The organism is Elusimicrobiota bacterium (genome assembly GCA_026388075.1).
Lineage (GTDB): Bacteria > Elusimicrobiota > Endomicrobiia > Endomicrobiales > JAPLKN01 > JAPLKN01.
This window is the reverse complement of the sequence record JAPLKN010000116.1, coordinates 1-18500: the sequence shown is the minus strand read 5'-3', so window position 1 is coordinate 18500 and position 18500 is coordinate 1. Positions and strand designations below refer to the sequence as shown.

The 18500-nt window shown below is 41.1% G+C and carries 20 protein-coding genes; 1 reads left to right on the top strand and 19 read right to left on the bottom strand.

The genetic code is table 11. The annotated features are described in order from the left end of the window. Positions 1–477: 477 nt before the first annotated feature. The 19 genes from NT145_06120 to NT145_06030 form a co-directional block, all read right to left on the bottom strand. Positions 478–1041 carry a nitroreductase family protein gene (locus NT145_06120; GenBank protein MCX5782262.1) on the bottom strand — a complete coding sequence of 188 codons (564 nt, stop codon included), beginning with the start codon at positions 1039–1041 and terminating at the stop codon, positions 478–480. A 49-nt stretch (positions 1042–1090) separates the two neighbouring features. Beyond that, complete coding sequence (locus NT145_06115) at positions 1091–1531, bottom strand: hypothetical protein (protein ID MCX5782261.1); 441 nt, start codon at positions 1529–1531, stop codon at positions 1091–1093. 69 nt (positions 1532–1600) lie between these two features. Further along, complete coding sequence (locus tag NT145_06110) at positions 1601–2278, bottom strand: isochorismatase family protein (protein MCX5782260.1); 678 nt, start codon at positions 2276–2278, stop codon at positions 1601–1603. Between the two features lie 132 nt (positions 2279–2410). Further along, positions 2411–2605, bottom strand: coding sequence for a tautomerase family protein (locus NT145_06105; GenBank protein MCX5782259.1), 195 nt, complete (start codon positions 2603–2605; stop codon positions 2411–2413). A gap of 221 nt (positions 2606–2826) precedes the next feature. Next, a complete protein-coding gene (locus NT145_06100) occupies positions 2827–3450 on the bottom strand; it encodes a lysophospholipid acyltransferase family protein (protein MCX5782258.1) in 624 nt (207 codons plus the stop codon). A gap of 128 nt (positions 3451–3578) precedes the next feature. Continuing rightward, positions 3579–4439, bottom strand: coding sequence for a GNAT family N-acetyltransferase (locus NT145_06095; GenBank protein MCX5782257.1), 861 nt, complete (start codon positions 4437–4439; stop codon positions 3579–3581). A gap of 480 nt (positions 4440–4919) precedes the next feature. Beyond that, positions 4920–6395, bottom strand: coding sequence for an alpha-amylase family glycosyl hydrolase (locus NT145_06090; GenBank protein MCX5782256.1), 1476 nt, complete (start codon positions 6393–6395; stop codon positions 4920–4922). 62 nt (positions 6396–6457) lie between these two features. After that, positions 6458–7114 carry a SagB/ThcOx family dehydrogenase gene (locus NT145_06085; protein ID MCX5782255.1) on the bottom strand — a complete coding sequence of 219 codons (657 nt, stop codon included), beginning with the start codon at positions 7112–7114 and terminating at the stop codon, positions 6458–6460. 345 nt (positions 7115–7459) lie between these two features. After that, entirely contained in the window at positions 7460–7624 is a 165-nt protein-coding gene (locus NT145_06080; GenBank protein MCX5782254.1) for a hypothetical protein, read from the bottom strand. 153 nt (positions 7625–7777) lie between these two features. Further along, a complete protein-coding gene (locus NT145_06075) occupies positions 7778–8299 on the bottom strand; it encodes an NUDIX hydrolase (GenBank protein MCX5782253.1) in 522 nt (173 codons plus the stop codon). Between the two features lie 114 nt (positions 8300–8413). Next, positions 8414–9550, bottom strand: coding sequence for an 8-amino-7-oxononanoate synthase (gene bioF / locus NT145_06070; GenBank protein MCX5782252.1), 1137 nt, complete (start codon positions 9548–9550; stop codon positions 8414–8416). Between the two features lie 218 nt (positions 9551–9768). After that, on the bottom strand, positions 9769–10884 hold the full coding sequence (locus NT145_06065; GenBank protein ID MCX5782251.1) for a beta-ketoacyl-[acyl-carrier-protein] synthase family protein: 1116 nt from the start codon (positions 10882–10884) through the stop codon (positions 9769–9771). A gap of 149 nt (positions 10885–11033) precedes the next feature. Further along, complete coding sequence (locus NT145_06060) at positions 11034–11759, bottom strand: SDR family NAD(P)-dependent oxidoreductase (GenBank protein ID MCX5782250.1); 726 nt, start codon at positions 11757–11759, stop codon at positions 11034–11036. A 402-nt stretch (positions 11760–12161) separates the two neighbouring features. Continuing rightward, positions 12162–13127 carry a biotin synthase BioB gene (bioB, locus tag NT145_06055; GenBank protein MCX5782249.1) on the bottom strand — a complete coding sequence of 322 codons (966 nt, stop codon included), beginning with the start codon at positions 13125–13127 and terminating at the stop codon, positions 12162–12164. Positions 13128–13264: 137 nt separating this feature from the next. Then, positions 13265–14554 carry a homoserine dehydrogenase gene (locus NT145_06050; protein ID MCX5782248.1) on the bottom strand — a complete coding sequence of 430 codons (1290 nt, stop codon included), beginning with the start codon at positions 14552–14554 and terminating at the stop codon, positions 13265–13267. Continuing rightward, a complete protein-coding gene (locus tag NT145_06045; protein MCX5782247.1) occupies positions 14551–15738 on the bottom strand; it encodes an aminotransferase class I/II-fold pyridoxal phosphate-dependent enzyme in 1188 nt (395 codons plus the stop codon). Before NT145_06045 ends, NT145_06050 begins: the two co-directional genes overlap by 4 nt. Then, complete coding sequence (locus NT145_06040; protein MCX5782246.1) at positions 15716–16009, bottom strand: hypothetical protein; 294 nt, start codon at positions 16007–16009, stop codon at positions 15716–15718. The genes NT145_06045 and NT145_06040 overlap by 23 nt, the downstream gene beginning before the upstream one ends. A 244-nt stretch (positions 16010–16253) precedes the next feature. Next, positions 16254–16574, bottom strand: a complete 321-nt coding sequence (locus NT145_06035) for an HU family DNA-binding protein (protein ID MCX5782245.1) — start codon at positions 16572–16574, stop codon at positions 16254–16256. Between the two features lie 196 nt (positions 16575–16770). Then, complete coding sequence (locus tag NT145_06030) at positions 16771–17073, bottom strand: hypothetical protein (GenBank protein MCX5782244.1); 303 nt, start codon at positions 17071–17073, stop codon at positions 16771–16773. Positions 17074–17128: 55 nt separating this feature from the next. Here NT145_06030 and NT145_06025 point away from each other — a divergent pair, with 55 nt between their 5' ends. Continuing rightward, positions 17129–18328 carry an NADH-quinone oxidoreductase subunit L gene (locus NT145_06025; protein ID MCX5782243.1) on the top strand — a complete coding sequence of 400 codons (1200 nt, stop codon included), beginning with the start codon at positions 17129–17131 and terminating at the stop codon, positions 18326–18328. Positions 18329–18500: the final 172 nt, after the last annotated feature.

Here is an 18500-nt window from a genome sequence, read left to right as displayed (position 1 = left end):
CATTACATAAAACCAGGTCTGCTCTTTGTGTAAATCAGCTCCAACATAATTCATGGTGGTTCCTCCTTTTTGTTATTTGTTTCGCTAAAATATTTTAGCAAAACTGTGAGGAACCACCTAACATATTATCAGGCTTTACTTACTTTACTTATTTACACAAAACTTTCCATGAATTATTTCAGGTAAGTTTGGATTGAAAAACGAATGAGGTATTTTTGGCGAGCAGATTTGGGATCGTCTTACCCCCCAACTTCCCTTTTTGACGGCAAAATAGTATCAAATTAGGCAATATCTTTCAACAATTTGCATCATACCAATGAATGCCATTACCAAACCCCCCCGCAGTTTCTTTCAGAAACTAGACGCGGGGGCGCGGCGCATTGGTAATGGACTGGATTCCCGCTAACTATCCGCGGGAATGACATTGGATCCGAGATTGCTTCGTTCCTCGCAAAGACAACGCGTATACTACCCTCGCTATCTTTTGCCGTAATAGTCGTAAAACGCGATTTGATCTAAAGGGAGCCGTTCAGGCCTTGCTTTTTCAACCTCAGCCTGCTCATTGTTCAAGGAAGGCTTGATGTCCGAAGCGTGTTTCCCAACGTTCACCAGGGTTATTACCGTCATATCATCAGGTATCTTTAAGATTTCTTTAGCTTTTTTCTGGTCATAACCGGCTATCGGATGGGCAATGAGCCCAAGTTCCGTCGCCCTTAGTATCATAAACGCTGTAGCCATACCCACGTCATAGGAGTAGTATTCCCTGCCGTCTTTCATAACGCAGTCCAGATCTTTTTTGCTCACAACCGCAATTATCATTGACGAGTCCCTGGCCCAGTCGTTCCCCGGAGAAAGCACCTCTTTGAATTTCGGAAGCGCTTCTTTGCCAAAAACAAAAACATAACGCCACGGCTGTTTATTAAAACATGACGGAGCGATTCGGGCGCAGGATGCCAGATCATCTACAAGCTCTTTTGTTATCACCACCGTGTCAAACGATCTGTAAGCCCGTCTTTTTTCTATCGCCTCTTTAACGTCCATTAAACCTCCTTGAAATAAGGTTTTACGGTCAGGCCTTTACTAATTTAACTTATTTTTTCTTAGGCGAGCCTTTACCCATGCCTTTTTGCTCTTTCATTTCCTTGCACATCGGACAATTATTGCACATCTCCATCATTTTCTGCATCGCTTCTTCATCAACTTTAATTTCAGCTTCTTTGACTAAATTAAGGTCTTTGTCGTATTTCATAAGTTTATTTCCCATCATTACGATAACGCCGCCATCTCCGGATGCTATCATGGATTTGCCCATCATTTGGCCCATCATCATTCCGTGCATGGGGCACATTCCTTTCATCCCGCCCTTTTCCATCATTCCCTTTCCCATCATGCACCCGCTCATCATTTCTTTTTCTGTACCTTGAGCACCCATCACGGGTTCTTTCTTTTTGGCGGTTTCTTCAGCCGTTAAAAACACTGAAACGCTTGTAAACAAAACCGCACACAAAACAACACTAAAAATCTTTTTCATTGTGACCTCCTATTTATTTTTACTATGTTTTGGAACCGTTTCCACCGCGTAGGTTGAAACAATCCAAGATTACATTCCAAGCATTGCGTTATATTTTGAATAAACCTCGTTTATAAGTTCTCCCGCTTTCGGATTTTGCCAGTCATGCATCCACTCTGAGACAAGGGAAATCAAAGTGATCGGAACGACTCCCGCCTGCATCATTCTTTCTATTCCGTATTTGTGAGCGTCTAGCGATGCATCGCCTGCAGCATCCATTATTCCGTACACTTCGTATCCTTCCCTTAAACCATGAATCGCAGTATATGCAAAACACATGCTTGTCCACAAACCTGAAATAACTATTTTCTTCCGCCCTGTTTTTTTAACGGCTGCCCAGACCCTTTCGTCGTCAAAAGCGTCAAAACCCGGTACCTTGCGCGCAATCACTTCCTGATTAGGAAACAGGTCCGTGATGTCTTTGAGAAACTCTCCGTTGCCTTGAGGATAGATGGACGTAAGGACAACCGGCACCTTCAAAATACTCGCAGCTTTTGCCGCAGAAACAGCAGCATTTTTCATCGTGGTTCTGTTACCTGAATCAATCCCTTTAAACATCCCGGGTTGATAGTCCACCAAAACCAACACGCTGTTTTGATCCGTCAGAAGATCTTTTACAGTTGTTTTTGAAACAGCTGTTTTTGAAGCCGCAAAAGATGATGGTACAACCAACGCCGCTACTAACAATAAAGCTAGCAATCTTTTCATGACATCCTCCTTTTTTTCTTACACCCTATTTTTCTTTTCCACATCCATTACAAACATCCTCATTCGCTGAAGCTTTGGAAGGACTCGCCACATTGGCAATGGCATCCATACCTTATTTCCTGACCCCGTCCCCTATTTCTTAAACATCTCGCTTTGAAGCTGGCCGCCGATGGCCCAGTTTTCCTGCGGCCTATCATCAAAAACAACGGTAACGGCTTGCGCAGGGCAACCGATATTATCTACAAGCGATTTCGTTACATCTTGCGCAATCTTTTTTTTAGTTTCAGCCGGCCGTCCGGGCCACATCTCAATCCTTACAATCGGCATATATGTTTCCTCCTTGGAATAACTGGTACCTGACCAAACCCAACCCCGGGGGTTGGTTTGGTGCCGTTTCCACCCCTCCGCCTGCGCTAGGCGTTTCATCAATAAACGCGGCTATTTCCGCCCGAGGGCGGACAGGCTGCCATATTGATGCCCTAGCTTCAAGAGGGCGATGCTTCACTAATTCAAAATCAACACAAACACTTAATCAGTTTGCATTTAAACTAAACGATCTTATCAAACTTTCTTGATATTCGCAGATGAGCTTCGGCCGACATATCTTTCCTATCTATCCCCTCGTGCGGGAATATAGGCTCAAGGAAAGAAAGTTTGACATTCATTGGCCCTGCAGAGAAAAGTTTTATGAAATGACTAAAGAAACCCATATCCCCATACCAGAAAACAAGGTCTCTATTTTCTAAAGACGGTTTAATGCCGTTAATTTTTGTGTAGTTTATGCATAAAGGCACGGTCCTTCTGCCCGACAGTTCAGCAGACCTGAAAAATGAGCTCTTAAAAGGAAGGACACGGCTTCCGTCGCCGCTGGTGCCTTCAGGGAAAAATACCACCGATGTTCCGCCTGTAAGAATATCAGCTATGCCGGCGACCTCGGATGTTACACTGGATTTCTTTCTTCTGTCGACAAAATATGTGTGGCCAAGTCTTGAGATAATGCCGGGGATGAACCCGAAACCCTTTACCTCAATAGAAGAAATGAAGCAAGCGCGGACAACAGTGGATATGCAGAGAATATCTAAATAGGAAAGGTGATTAGCCGCTATAAAGGACGGTTCAAAGTTGTCCTTTGTGAAATTTTCTGTGGTGACTGTGCATCTTATTACTCTCAAGATAAGCCGAGAGAAAAAGGATTGAGCGGAACGTGTGAAACGCTTAGGTAAGAAACAAGATGTAAAGGCAGTGCCTGTAAAATATCCAGCAATGCAGAGAAGCCCGGCGAAGAACCTTAGAATGAAGGTCATTTTGCGGTGAATCTGGATTCTATCCTTTTGTTTATCCTATCCATATCAAGAATCGTGAAATAATCCGTGCATCTGAACGCTCTGTCTATTGCCGGTTCTCCACATATCACTGCGCCTATTTTCAGATACCAGTAGAGGAGCGAAGGGATAAGAGCTTTTGCTCTTTCTAAAGTTTCAGAAGAAGACATATCAATATCAAATAAAGATTTTTTCGAAGCTTCAAAAAACGGTTTTGGAGTGACCCTCAGGCTTGCATCTGAATAATGATTCTTTTTCAAATAATTCGTGACAAGGTTTATTTCACTGTAATCGGTAGTGTGGATACTTGAGCAGCCGAAAAGATATTTTGCGTCTGTTGCGGCTAGGTAGTCGGCAATCCCTTTCCAAAACAGGGCTAAGGTCGCGCTTGTGCGCCATTCCCTGCGTATGCAGACGCGTCCCAGTTCAACTTTTACCCCGCTAAGATTCTTTATGCTGGACATATCAAACTCGAGCTCTGAATAGAAGGTTTTTGCGAATAAAGATGAATTAAACCTGTATGTCCCTACAAGATCACCTGAGGTTTTGTCTATGATCATAAGGTGATCGCACGACATATCGAACTTGTCGACATCAATAAAAAGGAAATGCCTTTTGTTAAGCATTTCCTTGTAGAAGACTTCGTACCTGAGTTTCAGAGCTTTTTCCAGTTCAAAGGCGTTCTCAGCTGTCTTAACAATGAATCTCTGTCTTTCTATAAATATCCTTATTTTCGGCTTAAAGTCCTTTATCATCAGCCTGATAGGGTGGAAAATGATCGATGGGAATGAGATATAGTTTTTCCGGTGGTTGACATCCGTGTTGACTGTGGTATACATTGTATTTTCTTTCCGAAATTATTCCTTTTGCTTCTCCACTCTCAGCATTAAAACAGTTCCTTACGGTTTCAGTAGATACCTACGGGCATGCCCGAGGGCTTCTGCTAACCATAATTGTATTTTACCGTAATTACTTATAGTTGTCAAATTCTATTTCGCATGTAATAATTTTTGTTCTTATCTTATCATTTGAAATTGAAACTGATTCTTTTTTCGCTTTAGAGAGTTGTTCAAGCTACAAGGCGATACGGCACCAGAACAGTAGAGCAATCACTGTTTTACTTTCCGTGTCAGGCTTTACTTGCTTTACTTATTTGTCTAAGATCTTTTATAAAATAGGGACCCCGAATGATTTCTCCCCTATTGATTTCCTTGAAATCAAGACATAGGGGCAAGTCGAAATCAAAGCATCGGGGCAGGCAGACACCCATTTTTCCGCCAGTAGGCCTAACCGATACCACCGCGTAGGTGGTAACGGTACTATTTGAATTCAATTTTAAAAATATGCCTTCCGTAAGGAGGCATATCTAAATAGAACCCGCGCAATTTTATATTCTCAGTTTCCCTTTCATAAACTACATCGCTTAATAAATCTTTAAAAATCACCTTTCCCAACGCTGTTTCCAATCGCGGGCTGACAAAGCATTGCGACTGATGGTTAGCAAAGTTTACGGCAGCCAAATATGAGTTTCCTTTAGATGCGCAGACAAATTCTTTATAGGTCCAGTTTCCTTCCCAGGCAGCAATAGTTTCAAGAACAGCCCATCTTGAATAGCCGGGATCAATTTGTTTTAACACTGAAAAATATTTGCGATAAAAATTAAGCGTTTCCTTATCAGCAGTTTCTTTAGGTTTTCTTAAAAGCTGTATGTGCAGATGCACTTTATTTCCTTCAAGCTGTCCCTGATGGAACATTTTTGCCCCGGCCGTAAGCGCAATAATTATTGCCGCAGATTTTGATTTTTCTTTACCGAACACTTCTATAGCGCGACCCTCATCATGATTTTCAATAAATGCGAGATTTTTGTTCCCGAAAAATTGGACGCTGTTTTTAAGCTCGGCGATGTTTTCGTTCCGTAAATTTTCATAAAGATTTTTATCATAGCAATAGTCAAAACCCAGCGACATAAGTTCCTGTTCAAGCCCCCAGTAAACTTCTGCAATAAAAATAAAACCGGGATAAACCGCTTTAACGCTGGTAATAGCTTCCTGCCAAAACTCTTTTTCGGTTTCCCGAAGCTTTTTATCGTTAAAGACTTTGTTTCCCCAAATTATTTTCTGAATTTTTTTTAAAATAAGCATTGCCATATCGCAACGCACGCCGTCTGAAAGCGAGGCAACCTTCATAAGTTCATTGGACATTATGTTCTGCGTCTGCGGATTAAAATAATTAAGCTGGGCAACATCAGTCCAGGCGGGAAAATACGGATCCTTTCCGTGCGCCATTATCGCGCCTGATTTTGTTTCAAAATAAATATCGGGATTATTGCGAAGGTCTTCTGCGTTTCCTAAAATAAAAAGTTCAGGACTTGCTAAGGTTAGCGGGTTATCCAAGGCAAGATGGTTCGGGACAAAATCAAGTATAAGTTTAATGCCGTTGTTATTAAGCCTCTTTTTTAAATTTCGGATAGACTCATTTGTTCCAAGCTCACTATTTATTTCATATCCGGCAATGCAATAAGGCGAACAGCCGATATCGGCATCTTTTAAGTCAGGCAGAGCGCTTCGCAGAGCATTCATAATATTTGCGTGTTTAAAAACTTCTGCTCTTCCCGAAATGCTCGGCAGCCATACGCCCATGAGCCAGACAGCGTCAAAACCTAAATCTTTAAGATAAATTATTTCTTCTTCCGGGATGGTATCAAAGGTAATTTTTTGGCGGTATTTCTCGGTAAGTTCTTTAAGCCATATGCGGGAATTTATTTCATAAAGCCGGGATATTTTATTCTCGGACATTTAAACCTCTTTTAATAAATCGTTACCAGGGACCAGTCACCTGATAGCGAAAAATCTACAACTTATTTTTGATAGCCAACCGGTATAATATACACCGGCTCTTCATTTTCGGGAAGTCTAAACAATCTTTTTACGCCATTTTCATCAAACGCGCCTACAGGAACAGATGCAAGGCCCAGCGCGACAGCTTCAAGATGAACATTTTGCGCAATATGGCCTGCTTCCATATCGCAATAACGCACAGCTTTTGAGCCGTATCGTTTCATAATTTTATCATAATCTGAGGCAATAACAATACTAGCTCCGGCCGCATTAATAAAATACTGGCCGTATGCTTCGCTCGCCAGAGAATTTCTTAAATCACCGCCCAAAAGTTTCTGAATAGAATGGTTTTCGGGCACATACAGAAAAAAACCGTCAGGCGATACCAAATAAATTTTTATCGGATACACAGCACCTGCGGACGGAGCGCTTCTTTTTCTACTTAGAGAGTCGGTAATGCCTTGCGCCGACCAAAGAATTTGAGAAATTTGTTCAATTGAAAGCTTCTTGTCTTCAAAGTTTCGCACTGAACGTCTTTTTGAAATTGTTTCTTCAAGAGAGATTTTTCCTTTTAAACTGGGCGGCGGAAGTTTAGTCATATCTTTTTCCCCTCCGTAGACTATTCCATTTAATAAAAAGAGCATCAAAAAAGCTAAAATATTTTTTATAGTTCTCATTTTGTCTCCCTAATTTGTAATTTGGTTTCTTCGGCGAAGTCCTTGCCCGCCGGCAGGCGCGGCGCCGAAGCTTACCCCCTAGTTTTGCCTCCCTGCAGTTTTCTTCCCCGAAGATTTCCTTGAAATCTAGGCATGGGGACAAGTCGAAAACTAATCGCAGGGACAAGTAGCAAAACTAAACAGGGGGTTCCTTCTTCGCTTTTCCGCCATAGGCAAGACTTCGCCAATTGGCGAGCATCTCTTAAAAGAAGTTAGGAGTTTTCCCTGCCTCCGCCATTGGCGGACGGTGCGAAGGCGGATAATGCAATAACGCTTTTTAAAATCTCAGGTTCTGCGTTGAATTTCTTACCGGGAAATCCGAAATGCCAGCCATATTCCAGCTATTGCGCCGACGGCACCGCCGAGCAATGACACAAAACCAAATGTGCTCGCTCCCAAAAGAACCGGCACATACGTGCCTACTACTGAACCAACTACCATTAAAAGCATTATCAATTTTTTTGTAGGCATAAAATCCTCAAAACCGTTATAATTTAGTTAATGTTTTGTTTACCCCGTTAGAGAATGCCGTCGACTCCTGTCAGCGAATTGAAATCATGCTGTTAGACGACGGTGTAATGTCGCCATTTTTATTCGCGAAGCTCCAGTTTTCTCTAACGGGGTTTATTGCCAAAACAATAGTGCGATCACGGTTTTAGAATCGCGTATTTTGCCTGACTTCACCCACTGGAGCGCTTTTTTGAAAGGTATTTCAATATGCTCAATAAATTCGTCGTCATCAGGATTTTTCTTGGCTAACCTTAAATCTTTTGCCGAATAAATATGGATAATCTCGTTGGAAAAAGCAGATGTTGGCCAAAATGAAAACATTTTTTTTATTTTTCCTGCCTTAAAACCCGTTTCCTCTTCCAATTCCCGCTGAACGCACTTAACCGGATTTTCGCCTTTATCCAATTTACCGGCAGGAATTTCGTAAGTTATTTTTTTTATCGGATAACGATACTGTTTAACAAGTATTATTTTCCCATTTTTTAAAAATGGCAGTACAGCGATTGCGCCGGGATGTTCTAGAAATTCCCGGATTGCAATTTTTCCGTTAGGAAGCGTAATTTTGTCCGCGGAAAAACCCACAGCTTTTCCCGAATATATTCGGTTTCGTTTGTATAGTTTTTCCTTGAGATTCATTTTTTTATGCTTGAGGCCTGACCCAATTCATTATTTTGGGAACGGCTAGATCCCGGACCCCTCCCAAGGCGGGCAGGCAAATCCGGGATGACAGCTCTGATTATTCATCTAAAATCATAGCACATTTAAAAGCTTGTCCAGATCTTCGTCAGAATGAGAACTCATTAAAGAAAATCTTATCCGGCATTCGTTTTCCGGCACTGTCGGAGGCCTTATTGCCGGCGCAAATATTCCGTTTTCAAAGAATTTTTTTGAAAGCGCCATCGCTTTTTCAACTGACCCCGCCATCAAAGGAATAATCTGGCTTTCTGATGCGCCGGTATCAAAACCTTTATCATTCAATCCTTTTCTCAAATTTTTGGCGCGATCAAGCAGATTTCTTCTTCTTTCCGGATCTTTTTCAATTAATTCAATAGATTTTAAAGCTGCCGCGCATGACGACGGCGAAAGCGAGGTAGTATAAATAAACGATCGGCAAAAGTTAACGAGATAATCAATAAGTTCTTTTTTACCGCAAACGAAACCGCCTTGAGAACCCAATGCTTTTGAAAGTGTGCCCATAATAACATCAACATCTTTTTCCACGCCGAAATACTCGCAAAGGCCGGAACCGTTTTTCCCGAATATTCCGGTTGCATGGGCTTCATCAACAAAAGTCCAGGCATTATACTTTTTTGCAAGTGTTACAATTTCTTTAAGCGGAGCAAGGTCGCCGTCCATAGAAAACACCGTATCGGTAACAATGAGTCTGCGGCGGTATTCGCTTGCCCGTTTTAAGACTTTTTCTAAAGCATTTAAATCTTTATGCTGGTAAATAAATATTCTTGCGCCGGAAAGTTTTGCTCCATCCCAAAGCGATGCGTGATTGAGCCTGTCCATAATAATGCAGTCGCCGTCTTTAACAAGAGTGGAAATTACACCAGCATTTGTTTGAAATCCGGTCGGAAAAACCAGCGCGGATTGAGTATGTTTAAATGAGGCTAGTTTTTGTTCGAGCTGTAAATGAATATCTAAAGTTCCTGCAACAAGACGGGAAGAGGTACCCCCGGCTCCGTATTTTTGTATGGCTTCTATTGCGGCTTTTTTTACTTCGGGATCAGTGGCAAGATTAAGGTAGTTGTTTGATGAAAAGTTTAGATATTTTTTACCGTTAAATACTATTTCTTTTTCAGGAGCTGAAGAAATAATCTTCATCTCCCGGAAAAGCCCTTTGGCTTTCGCATATTCTAGTTCTTTCTGTAATTCTTCCATAATTTTCAGTATCAAAAACGTTCACGCGCTCTTGGACCAAAAAGATCTACTCTTTTTGGAAGTTGACGAGCCCCCGCCTACGCTGGCGTGTCATCAAATAGACACGGCTATTCGCCGTATTGATGCCACTGCTACGGCGGGCAGGCACGAGTTTACGAGTTAAAGGCCTTTGCATGAACACGTGAACCCATGAACCCGTGGACACGTGAACGTCGTTTTTACCTAGTAACTACGATAACTCCTATTTGGCCGCCTAAACCAAACGATAAAGACATGCAGGAATTTATCTCGCCGAATCTAGAGCGGTTAGGCACGTAATTAAGGTCAAGTTTTTTGTCCGGTTCATTCAGGTTTAGCGTGGGAGGCACCGAGTTTTCTCTGATCGCTAAAAGGCAAAAAGCCGTTTCTATTGCGCCGGATGCGCCTAAAAGGTGCCCCGTCGCCGCTTTAGTGGATGACACCAGTATTTTGTACGCAATTTTCCCGAAAACTTTTTTTATCGCTTTAGTTTCAACCAGATCGTTATGCTGTGTTGCGGTTCCGTGAGCGTTGATATAATCTACTTTTTTAAGCTTTGAGGATTTGAGAGCATTTTTTATTGCCTGAATTATTGAATCGCCGTCTTCAGAAAAAGCAACCGAACTATTTACATCTTCCGCCATTGCATACCCCGCTATTTTTCCATAAATTTTTGCGCAGCGAAGCATCGCGCTCTTTTTGTTTTCAAGCACAAAAACCGCGGCACCTTCCCCCATCGCAAAACCGTCCCTTTTTTTATCAAAAGGTTTTACTCCTTTTGATGAAAGCACCCCCATTTTTTTAAATCCTGAAACATACAGAGGATGAAAAGAAGATTCTGCCGCGCCGGCAATAACAACATCGCACTTGCCGTTTTTAATCCATTCGACGCCCATAATTATAGAATTTACTCCGGTCGCGCAGGCTGCGGAAATGTTTTGGGTGGGGCCGCCAAGCCCGAATATTTTTTTTAGCTGCATTCCGAGGTTAGACTGTAAAAAATTGCCGATTATGTCATTTTCGGAATAAAGATTAAGTTTTGAAGTGCTTACGGTACAACCGACTCTTTCTGCGGGAATCTGCGAAAGATCAACACCCGAATCAAACAAAGCTTCGGCTGTTGAAAGAAATGCAAATGAAAGAAGACGCGTTTCGTTGGGGATATCAAGATAAGGCACGCGGGCACTCAAAATACCCGGATACTCTTTATCCGGCGCTACCGCGCTATGGCCGTTTAAAAGAGCATGCCAGGTTCTTTCCCGCCCAAAACCTAAAGGCGAAACTATGCCGATACCTGTGACTACTACTTCAATCATAAAACTTCCCTCAAATGCGTCCCCGAGTTGACGAGTCGACGAGTTTACGAGTTAAGGACACAACTTCAAATGCCTGAACACATGGACCCGTGAACTCGTGAACTTCCAAGAAGAGTGAATCTTCTTGGTCCAACAGCGCGTAAACGCCTTTATATTATCCTGGAATCCCAGTTAAAAATCTGGCCCGATACCGTTTTCGTTTTCGCAAGCAAGAGCACGAATTCGCTTAATTCCTGAATATCGGTTGTAACACCTAAAACATTATCAGCTTTTATTTTTTCTTTAATATGCTCCGGCGCTTTTTGGCCCAGGTCAGTTAAATGAAATCCCGGCAAAACTGCGTTTACCCGAATGTTGAACCGGCCAAGTTCCCGCGCTGCCGCTTTTGTAAGAGAAATTATTCCGCCTTTTGACGCAGAATAGTTGACTGCGCCGAAAGATCCTTGAAACGCAGAGATTGATTCAATATTTATGATCGATCCCCCGCTATTTTTTGCCATGATTTTTGCGGACTCTTTAATTACATTAAATGTGCCGTAAAGGTTTGTTTTAATTACCTCGTCCCATTCTTCAAAAGACATTTTCATTATAGTGTGATCGCGGGTAATTCCTGCATTGTTTATTACGACATCAATTTGTTTTTCATGTTCAGTTATTTTTGAAAACATTTCTTTTACTGAAGCTGGATCAGACACGTCTGCTTGAAGTAAAAGCCCTTTGCCGTTGAATTTTTCTATTATGGATAATGTTTCTTTTGCTTTCTCCTTGTTAGAAAGATAATTAATTACAACAAAATATCCTGCAAAAGCAAAAGAAACGGCCAGCTTTCTTCCTATCCCGCGCGACGCACCGGTAATCAATGCTACCTTGCCCATTACTATTTCCCTCTTAAATAAAAAATTAAATATCAAAAGTTAAAATTACATATTAAAAATAAAAAATTGAAATGCACCTCCCCGCAGTCCGCCCAGGGCGGACGGGGTATCAGATACTCTCCTCTTTGAAAAAGAGGGGTGAGGGGAAAGTCTTTGGACCGAGCCTGCCCTTCGATTTTACTCAGGGCGGTGAGCATAGTCGAACCGCGAGCGAGGAAGATTCAATAACGTCAAATCCCTCTCCCACCACGGCGGGTCAGCCTTGGGCTGACAATCTCCCTTTTTCAAAGGGAGAAGTTATTGGTTACGCCGCATCAAGATGCGGGGAATTGCAAGTTAAAATCATATTATATGTTTTTGAACTTTGCTTTATATTTTTGATATTTGATTTTTGAATATTTTTCATGCTTGAATCGTAAATCCCTGATCTTCAATCATTTTAATATCTTCTTCAACCGGCCGGCCGTCGGTCGTAAGGTATCCTCCTACCATCATTCCGTTAGCTCCAGCGTAAAAAATCTTAGATTGGGAATCTTTTAAATTAACTTCTCTTCCGCCGCAGACCTTTATGTCTTTATCAGGCAAAATAAATCTAAAAATTGCAATGGTTCTTAGGATTTCTTCCTGAGAAAGCGGTTTTGCTTTTTCAAGCCTTGTTCCTTTAATAGGATTTAAGAAATTTAAAGGGATAGAATCAACGTCCAATTTGCGAAGGGCAAAAGCAAGCTCAATTCTTTGTTCGGGAAGTTCACCGATACCGAATATTCCGCCGCTGCAAATTTCAAAACCCATTTCTTTTGCTTTTTTGACCGTGCTTAACCGGTCTAAATATGAATGAGTGGTGCAAATGCTCGGAAAATAACTTTCGGCTGTTTCAAGGTTGTGATGAATTTTATTTATTCCAGATTCTTTTATTTTCTTTAATGATGCCGTGCTAAGCATCCCTAAAGAAACGCTTACATCAGTTTTTGTGCCGTTCAGCCCCTGGGCCATTTCGCAAATACGGTCAATCTCTTCTTCTGTAACCCTTTTGCCGCTTGTAATAATACCAAAACACGAAGCTCGGTTTCTCTTTGAAGATTCAAAAGCTTCTTCAACCTTTTTTTGGTCTACCAAAGGATATTTTTCAATTACTGCTTTATTATGAAGAGACTGGGCGCAAAACTTGCAGTTTTCAGGGCAGTTGCCGGATTTCGCATTTATTATGCTGCAAAGTTTTATTTCGTTCCCCTTGAAATGCTTCCGGATTTTATCCGCCGTTTCAAGAAGCAGAGATAGATCCGAAGACCAGATTTTCCGCGCTTCCGTCTCGGTAATCCTGTAATTATCGTTGATAATTTTTGAATAAATATCTTCCAGATTTATCACCCCGTTAGAAATAGCATAATGTTTGTTTATTTATAAAACTACGAAAAAGACATATCCAGCCAATCTCTTTGGTTTTTACCTTTTTATATCGTCTCACTATTTCTAACGGGGTAAACCGGCGAAAGGAAGATTCAGGGCTAGTTTTCTATCCTAAATTTTACCGTCTTTGCTTTAATGATAGGCAATTTATCAATCATTCGTAAGGCCTTATCCAAATTGCCGTGGTTTGTCGGATGAGTAAGAATTATTATCGGGGTAGGAACTTTTTTTCTTAAGCCAGATAACGGTTCTTCCTGATAAACGCTTGCTATTGAAACATTATAACGGCCCAATATCCCTGAAACTTTGGATAAAACGCCGGGAATATCCTTGGCAGAAAATCTTAAGTAAAAGGTTCCGCTGCTTTTTTCTTTCGGCATAATTTTAATTTTCTTAGACGGGTCAGCAACCACGTAAGGAAGTTTTCCGGCAGTTTCGTTAACAATCTGCCTTGCTAAAAATATTATGTCCGAAACCACGGCGCTTGCCGCGGGAAGCTGTCCCGAGCCTTTCCCGTAAAACATAACATCGCCGGACGCATCACCGTGAATTAACACGGCGTTATATTCCATATTGACGTTGGCAAACGCATGGGTAGACGATATCAGGCAGGGGCCTACCGAAAGAGCCAGACCGTTTTTTCCCATAGATGCTTCGCCTATAAGTTTTATCACATAGCCGAATTTTTTGGCAAAGTTGACATCATCTTTAGTGACGCTGGAAATCCCTTTGGTATCTATGGAATCCATTTTTATCCAGCCGGACCATGCCAAAGATGAAAGTATGGCAAGTTTATTTGCGGTATCTATCCCTTCCACGTCCAAAGTCGGGTCTGCTTCAGCAAAACCGAATTTTTTCGCTTTTGCAAGGCCTTCCTTAAAGCTTATGCCCTCTTTAGACATAGCGCTTAAAATATAGTTGGTTGTACCGTTTAAAATTCCCATTATTTTTTCAACCTTATTTGCCGCAAGGCCTTCATGAAGCCCCTGAATAACTGGAATGGCTCCGCCTACCGAAGCCTCAAAATAAACCAGCTTTTTGTATCTTCGCGCTGTAGAAAATATTTCGTCCCAGTGTTTTGCAATAACTGCCTTGTTTGCCGTAACAATATTTTTACCGGATTTTAGAGATTCCAATATTATTGTGCGGGCAGGCTCGTACCCGCCGATAAGCTCAACTACAATATCTATGTCCTCCCTTTTTATGATGTCCTGATATCTTTTGCAGTAAATTGCTTTTTCCGCTATTGGAAACAAATCGCATATCGCCATTAATTCAATAGGAGAACCAACTCTATGCTCAATCTGAGTTTTGTTATTCTCAAGAATTTTCACCACGCCTTTCCCGACGTTTCCATAGCCGACAATAGCAATTTTTATTTTTTTCATTGTTTTAATAACTCCTTCAATCTTAAAGCCATATCATGAAACCTGTTATCGTGAGTGACAAGCGCGATGCGAATATATCCTTCGCCGTGCTGGCCGAACCCTACCCCGGGAGCTAAAACCACGCCTTTTTCCTGAATAAGTTTTTCGGCAAAAGCAAGCGATCCCATTTTTTCAAATTTCGGAAGAAGCTTTAGCCAAACATACATCGTGCCTTTTGTTTCTTCGCAAGGCCAGCCGATTTTATTGAGCTCGCTTACAACCTTTTTCATTCTGCGTTCATATATCTGAGCTTGTTCCCTAACACAGTCCTGAGGCCCTTCAAGCGCTGCTGCTGCGGCAAGCTGAATAAATGTCGGCGCGCCGTAATCAAGAAACGATTTGAATTTTTCCAAAGGGCCTATAAGATTTTTTGAGCCGCATACCCAGCCGATACGCCAGCCGGCCATGTTAAACGTTTTGGAAAATGAATGAAATTCTACCGCGACATCCTTTGCCCCTGGAATCTCAAATATTGAAGGCGAAACATAGCCGCCGAAAGTCAGCTCGGAATAGGCATTATCATAAACCAAAAGTATATCGTATTTCTTTACAAAATCTATAACTTCATACAAAAAACTTTTATCTTCCACCACCGCAGACGTGGGGTTGTTAGGATAATTTAAGAAAAATAGTTTTGCTTTCTTCGCCACGGAAGCGGGTATCTTAGACAAATCCGGCAAAAACTTATTTTCTGCGGTTAAAGGTATATAATGAACTTGGCCGCCTGCCAAAATTACGCCGTTAAAATTTACCGGATAACAGGGATCTGAAACCAAGGCTATATCTCCCGGATTTAGGTAAGACATGCAAAAGTGGGCAACACCTTCTTTTGATCCCACCAAAGCAAGAATCTCCGATTCCGGATCAAGAGAAATATTAAAACGGTTCTGCATCCAGTTTGAAACCGCTTTGCGAAATCTCGGCATGCCTTTCGCCTGCGGATACCGGTGCGTTTTAGGATGATTTTTTACCGTGTCAACAAGCCTGTCTATGATATGATTGGGTGTCGGAAGATCGGGGTTTCCCATACCCAAATCAATCACATCAAGGTTTTTTTCGTACGCTTCTTTTTTTAGCGCGTTGATCCTTGAAAAAAGGTAAGGCGGCAGAGCTGATAATTTATCAGATGGTTTTATTTTGCTCATTTCTTCTCTCAATATATTCGGGCACAAATTTAGAATATTCCCGAAGTAAATAACATACGCCTAGGCAGGCAAGCCCGTAAGCTATTTCAAATCCTGACCACGTAAGCCACTGCTTTTTTGAAATAAAGTCCCATTTATGCGGGGAAAAAAGATTTGCCTCGGGTTCTCCCAAGAAAACATCGTAGAAACCTTTTAAGGACACTAAAATTCCCCAGCACAAAAAAATCCAGCCGGAAATTGTTAATAATCCTCTTATTTTAATCTTTTCCATATTCTGCCTTCAACCCGCCTTCGCTTAACATGTCGGCAATAGACACAGTTATTCACTGTATTGCCGCCACAGCTGCGGCGGGTTATCCGCCGTTTTCTGGTGTATTACTATATTTAGCTTTGCACTTTAATGATATATCCGCACTCAAGGGTTTCTCAGCATTTGCGGATAAAAAAACCCAAAGGCAATTATACGCAAAAATACTGCTTTGGAGAAACTGCGCCAATTTTACCTTTTGGGTTTATTATTGAATTAATTTTCGCAAAGTAGTCGTGGGCTTGAAAGAAACTTTCTTGCCGGCAGGCACAGGAATTATTTCTCCCGTTTTCGGATTTCTTCCCTGACGAGCTTTTCTTGGCTTTGACCTGAAAGAACCTAGGCCTGAAAGAGAAATTACATCTCCCTTTTTTAAGGCTTCCTGAATAACTTTTATCAGGGCTTTTATTGCGCTGTTAGCGTCGCCAAGATTAAGTCCTGATAAGTCTGAAACTTGTTTCACTACATCCGGTTTCTTCATATAATCAACCTCCCTAAATCTTGCAAAAGCAAGACCGGAACCCGCCACTAAGTCTTTGGCAAGCGGTTTAAGTCCTGATTTTTAATTTCAATCCAATAGCCGCAATTTGATGAATTGCTTTAATTTATAATACATTTTTTAAAAAATGTCAAGCGGGATATTTTTTCAGTAAAATATTTCTGTTTTAAAATACTTTAAAAATAAGAAGAAAATCATAACATTATTTGGAAAATTTGACAAAATTTTAAAAATAATGTAAATTCTTATCCCAATAGTAACTTATAGCAACTTGAGGCGCATCGCAATAAAGCAGAGCTTGCCTGTTACTAATCAGATTTAAATCGTAAGGCAAAAATATGAAAATATCGACCTTAGTGATGTTTTGCATTTTTGTTCCCGTATTAGGCTCGGTATTGCTTCCTATTATAGGAAAAATATCAAAGCTTTTTAGGAATATTTTTTCGTTAATTTTTATATTAGTTTCTTTAATCACCTCTTTTTTAATGCTCCCCCAAGTTCTATCCGGTAATATCGCAACAATAAACATCCCTCTTCCATTGGGTTTCGATTTCGTTCTAACTGTGGACTCTTTAGCAGTTTTTATGGCAATTGTTTCTTCTTTAATAGGTGCTATTATAGTTTTTTATTCATTTGATTATATAAGCCATTATGAATATCAAAGCGAATATTATTTCCTGGTAATTCTTTTCCTTGGCTCAATGATGGGGATAGTTTTTTCGGCTAACCTTATATTGCTGTATGTTTTTTGGGAAATTACGGCAATCACTTCTTGGAGATTAATAGGTTTTTTCAGGGAAAGATCCTTTGTTTTAAAAGCCGATAAATCATTTTTAGTAACTATGTTCGGGGCGCTGATGATGCTTGTCGGTTTCATCATTATTTATCAGCAGACAGGTTCTTTTAATTTTCAGGATATAAAAAATTCGCTAGCCTTAAATCCTCTAACTGATATAGCTGTAGTTTTAATACTTTTCGGAATTCTATCTAAATCTGCTACTTTACCGTTTCACACTTGGCTTCCGGACGCAGGTGTCGCGCCTTCCCCGGTCACTGCCTTACTTCACGCTGCAGTCCTTGTTAAAATAGGAGTTTATGTATATGCACGGCTTTTTATTGCGACTTTTACCATAAATGAGATATGGCATACCGTGATTCCTATTATTGCCGGCGCAAGCGCGCTCGTCTCCGCAGGAACTGCTTTAATTGAAACTGACCTTAAAAGAATTATAGCTTTATCAACTGTAAGCCAGATAGGCTTTATTTTACTCGGACTTTCCATAGGAAATCAGATAGGAATAGTAGGCGGTTTGCTATATATATTGATGCACGGACTGGCAAAAGGCGGGCTCTTTTTATGTGCGGGTATAGTTGAACAAAACGCCAAAACCAAGGATATAACAAAAATGGGCGGGCTTATACAGACAATGCCTATAACGGCAGTTTCCTTTCTCTTGTGCGCTTTCTCTATAATGGGTATTCCTCCGTTCGGGGGATTCTTTTGCAAATATTTTGTTATCACCGGAGCCGTAACCAGCAATCAACCATATATAGCGTTAACCTTTATTGTTGGTGCATTCTTAACTTTAATATATCTATTCAGGGTTTTTTCAATGGTTTTTCTTGGTGAACCGAAAAATTCGTTAGCCAAAGAAAGTACGCCAATTATGGTTTCAAGTGTTGCAATGCTTGCTTTTTTGTCTTTGATAAGCGGTGTCTATATAAGTTATATCTACAATCCCATTCAAATAACAGTTACGCAGATGTTGACTTTACTGAAATAAAATGAACCTCCCCGCAGTCCGCCCAGGGCGGACGGGGTATCAGATGTTCCCCTCTTTGAAAAAGAGGGGTGAGGGGAAAGTCTTTGGACCGAGCCTGCGAGCGAGGAAGATTCAATAACGTCAAATCCCTCTCAATCTCCCTTTTTCAAAGGGAGAAGTTATTGGTTACCCC

Coding starts and splice junctions, on each gene's coding strand:
- NT145_06115 (MCX5782261.1), bottom strand. CDS start 1,531: ATGAAAAAGATTTTTAGTGTTGTTTTGTGTGCGGTTTTGTTTACAAGC.
- NT145_06030 (MCX5782244.1), bottom strand. CDS start 17,073: ATGTTTATTGTTGCGATATTACCGGATAGAACTTGGGGGAGCATTAAA.
- NT145_06075 (MCX5782253.1), bottom strand. CDS start 8,299: ATGAATCTCAAGGAAAAACTATACAAACGAAACCGAATATATTCGGGA.
- NT145_06080 (MCX5782254.1), bottom strand. CDS start 7,624: ATGCCTACAAAAAAATTGATAATGCTTTTAATGGTAGTTGGTTCAGTA.
- NT145_06105 (MCX5782259.1), bottom strand. CDS start 2,605: ATGCCGATTGTAAGGATTGAGATGTGGCCCGGACGGCCGGCTGAAACT.
- NT145_06095 (MCX5782257.1), bottom strand. CDS start 4,439: ATGTATACCACAGTCAACACGGATGTCAACCACCGGAAAAACTATATC.
- NT145_06065 (MCX5782251.1), bottom strand. CDS start 10,884: ATGATTGAAGTAGTAGTCACAGGTATCGGCATAGTTTCGCCTTTAGGT.
- NT145_06040 (MCX5782246.1), bottom strand. CDS start 16,009: ATGGAAAAGATTAAAATAAGAGGATTATTAACAATTTCCGGCTGGATT.
- NT145_06050 (MCX5782248.1), bottom strand. CDS start 14,554: ATGAAAAAAATAAAAATTGCTATTGTCGGCTATGGAAACGTCGGGAAA.
- NT145_06025 (MCX5782243.1), top strand. CDS start 17,129: ATGGCAATTGTTTCTTCTTTAATAGGTGCTATTATAGTTTTTTATTCA.
- NT145_06060 (MCX5782250.1), bottom strand. CDS start 11,759: ATGGGCAAGGTAGCATTGATTACCGGTGCGTCGCGCGGGATAGGAAGA.
- NT145_06085 (MCX5782255.1), bottom strand. CDS start 7,114: ATGAGAACTATAAAAAATATTTTAGCTTTTTTGATGCTCTTTTTATTA.
- bioF (MCX5782252.1), bottom strand. CDS start 9,550: ATGGAAGAATTACAGAAAGAACTAGAATATGCGAAAGCCAAAGGGCTT.
- NT145_06045 (MCX5782247.1), bottom strand. CDS start 15,738: ATGAGCAAAATAAAACCATCTGATAAATTATCAGCTCTGCCGCCTTAC.
- NT145_06120 (MCX5782262.1), bottom strand. CDS start 1,041: ATGGACGTTAAAGAGGCGATAGAAAAAAGACGGGCTTACAGATCGTTT.
- NT145_06090 (MCX5782256.1), bottom strand. CDS start 6,395: ATGTCCGAGAATAAAATATCCCGGCTTTATGAAATAAATTCCCGCATA.
- NT145_06110 (MCX5782260.1), bottom strand. CDS start 2,278: ATGAAAAGATTGCTAGCTTTATTGTTAGTAGCGGCGTTGGTTGTACCA.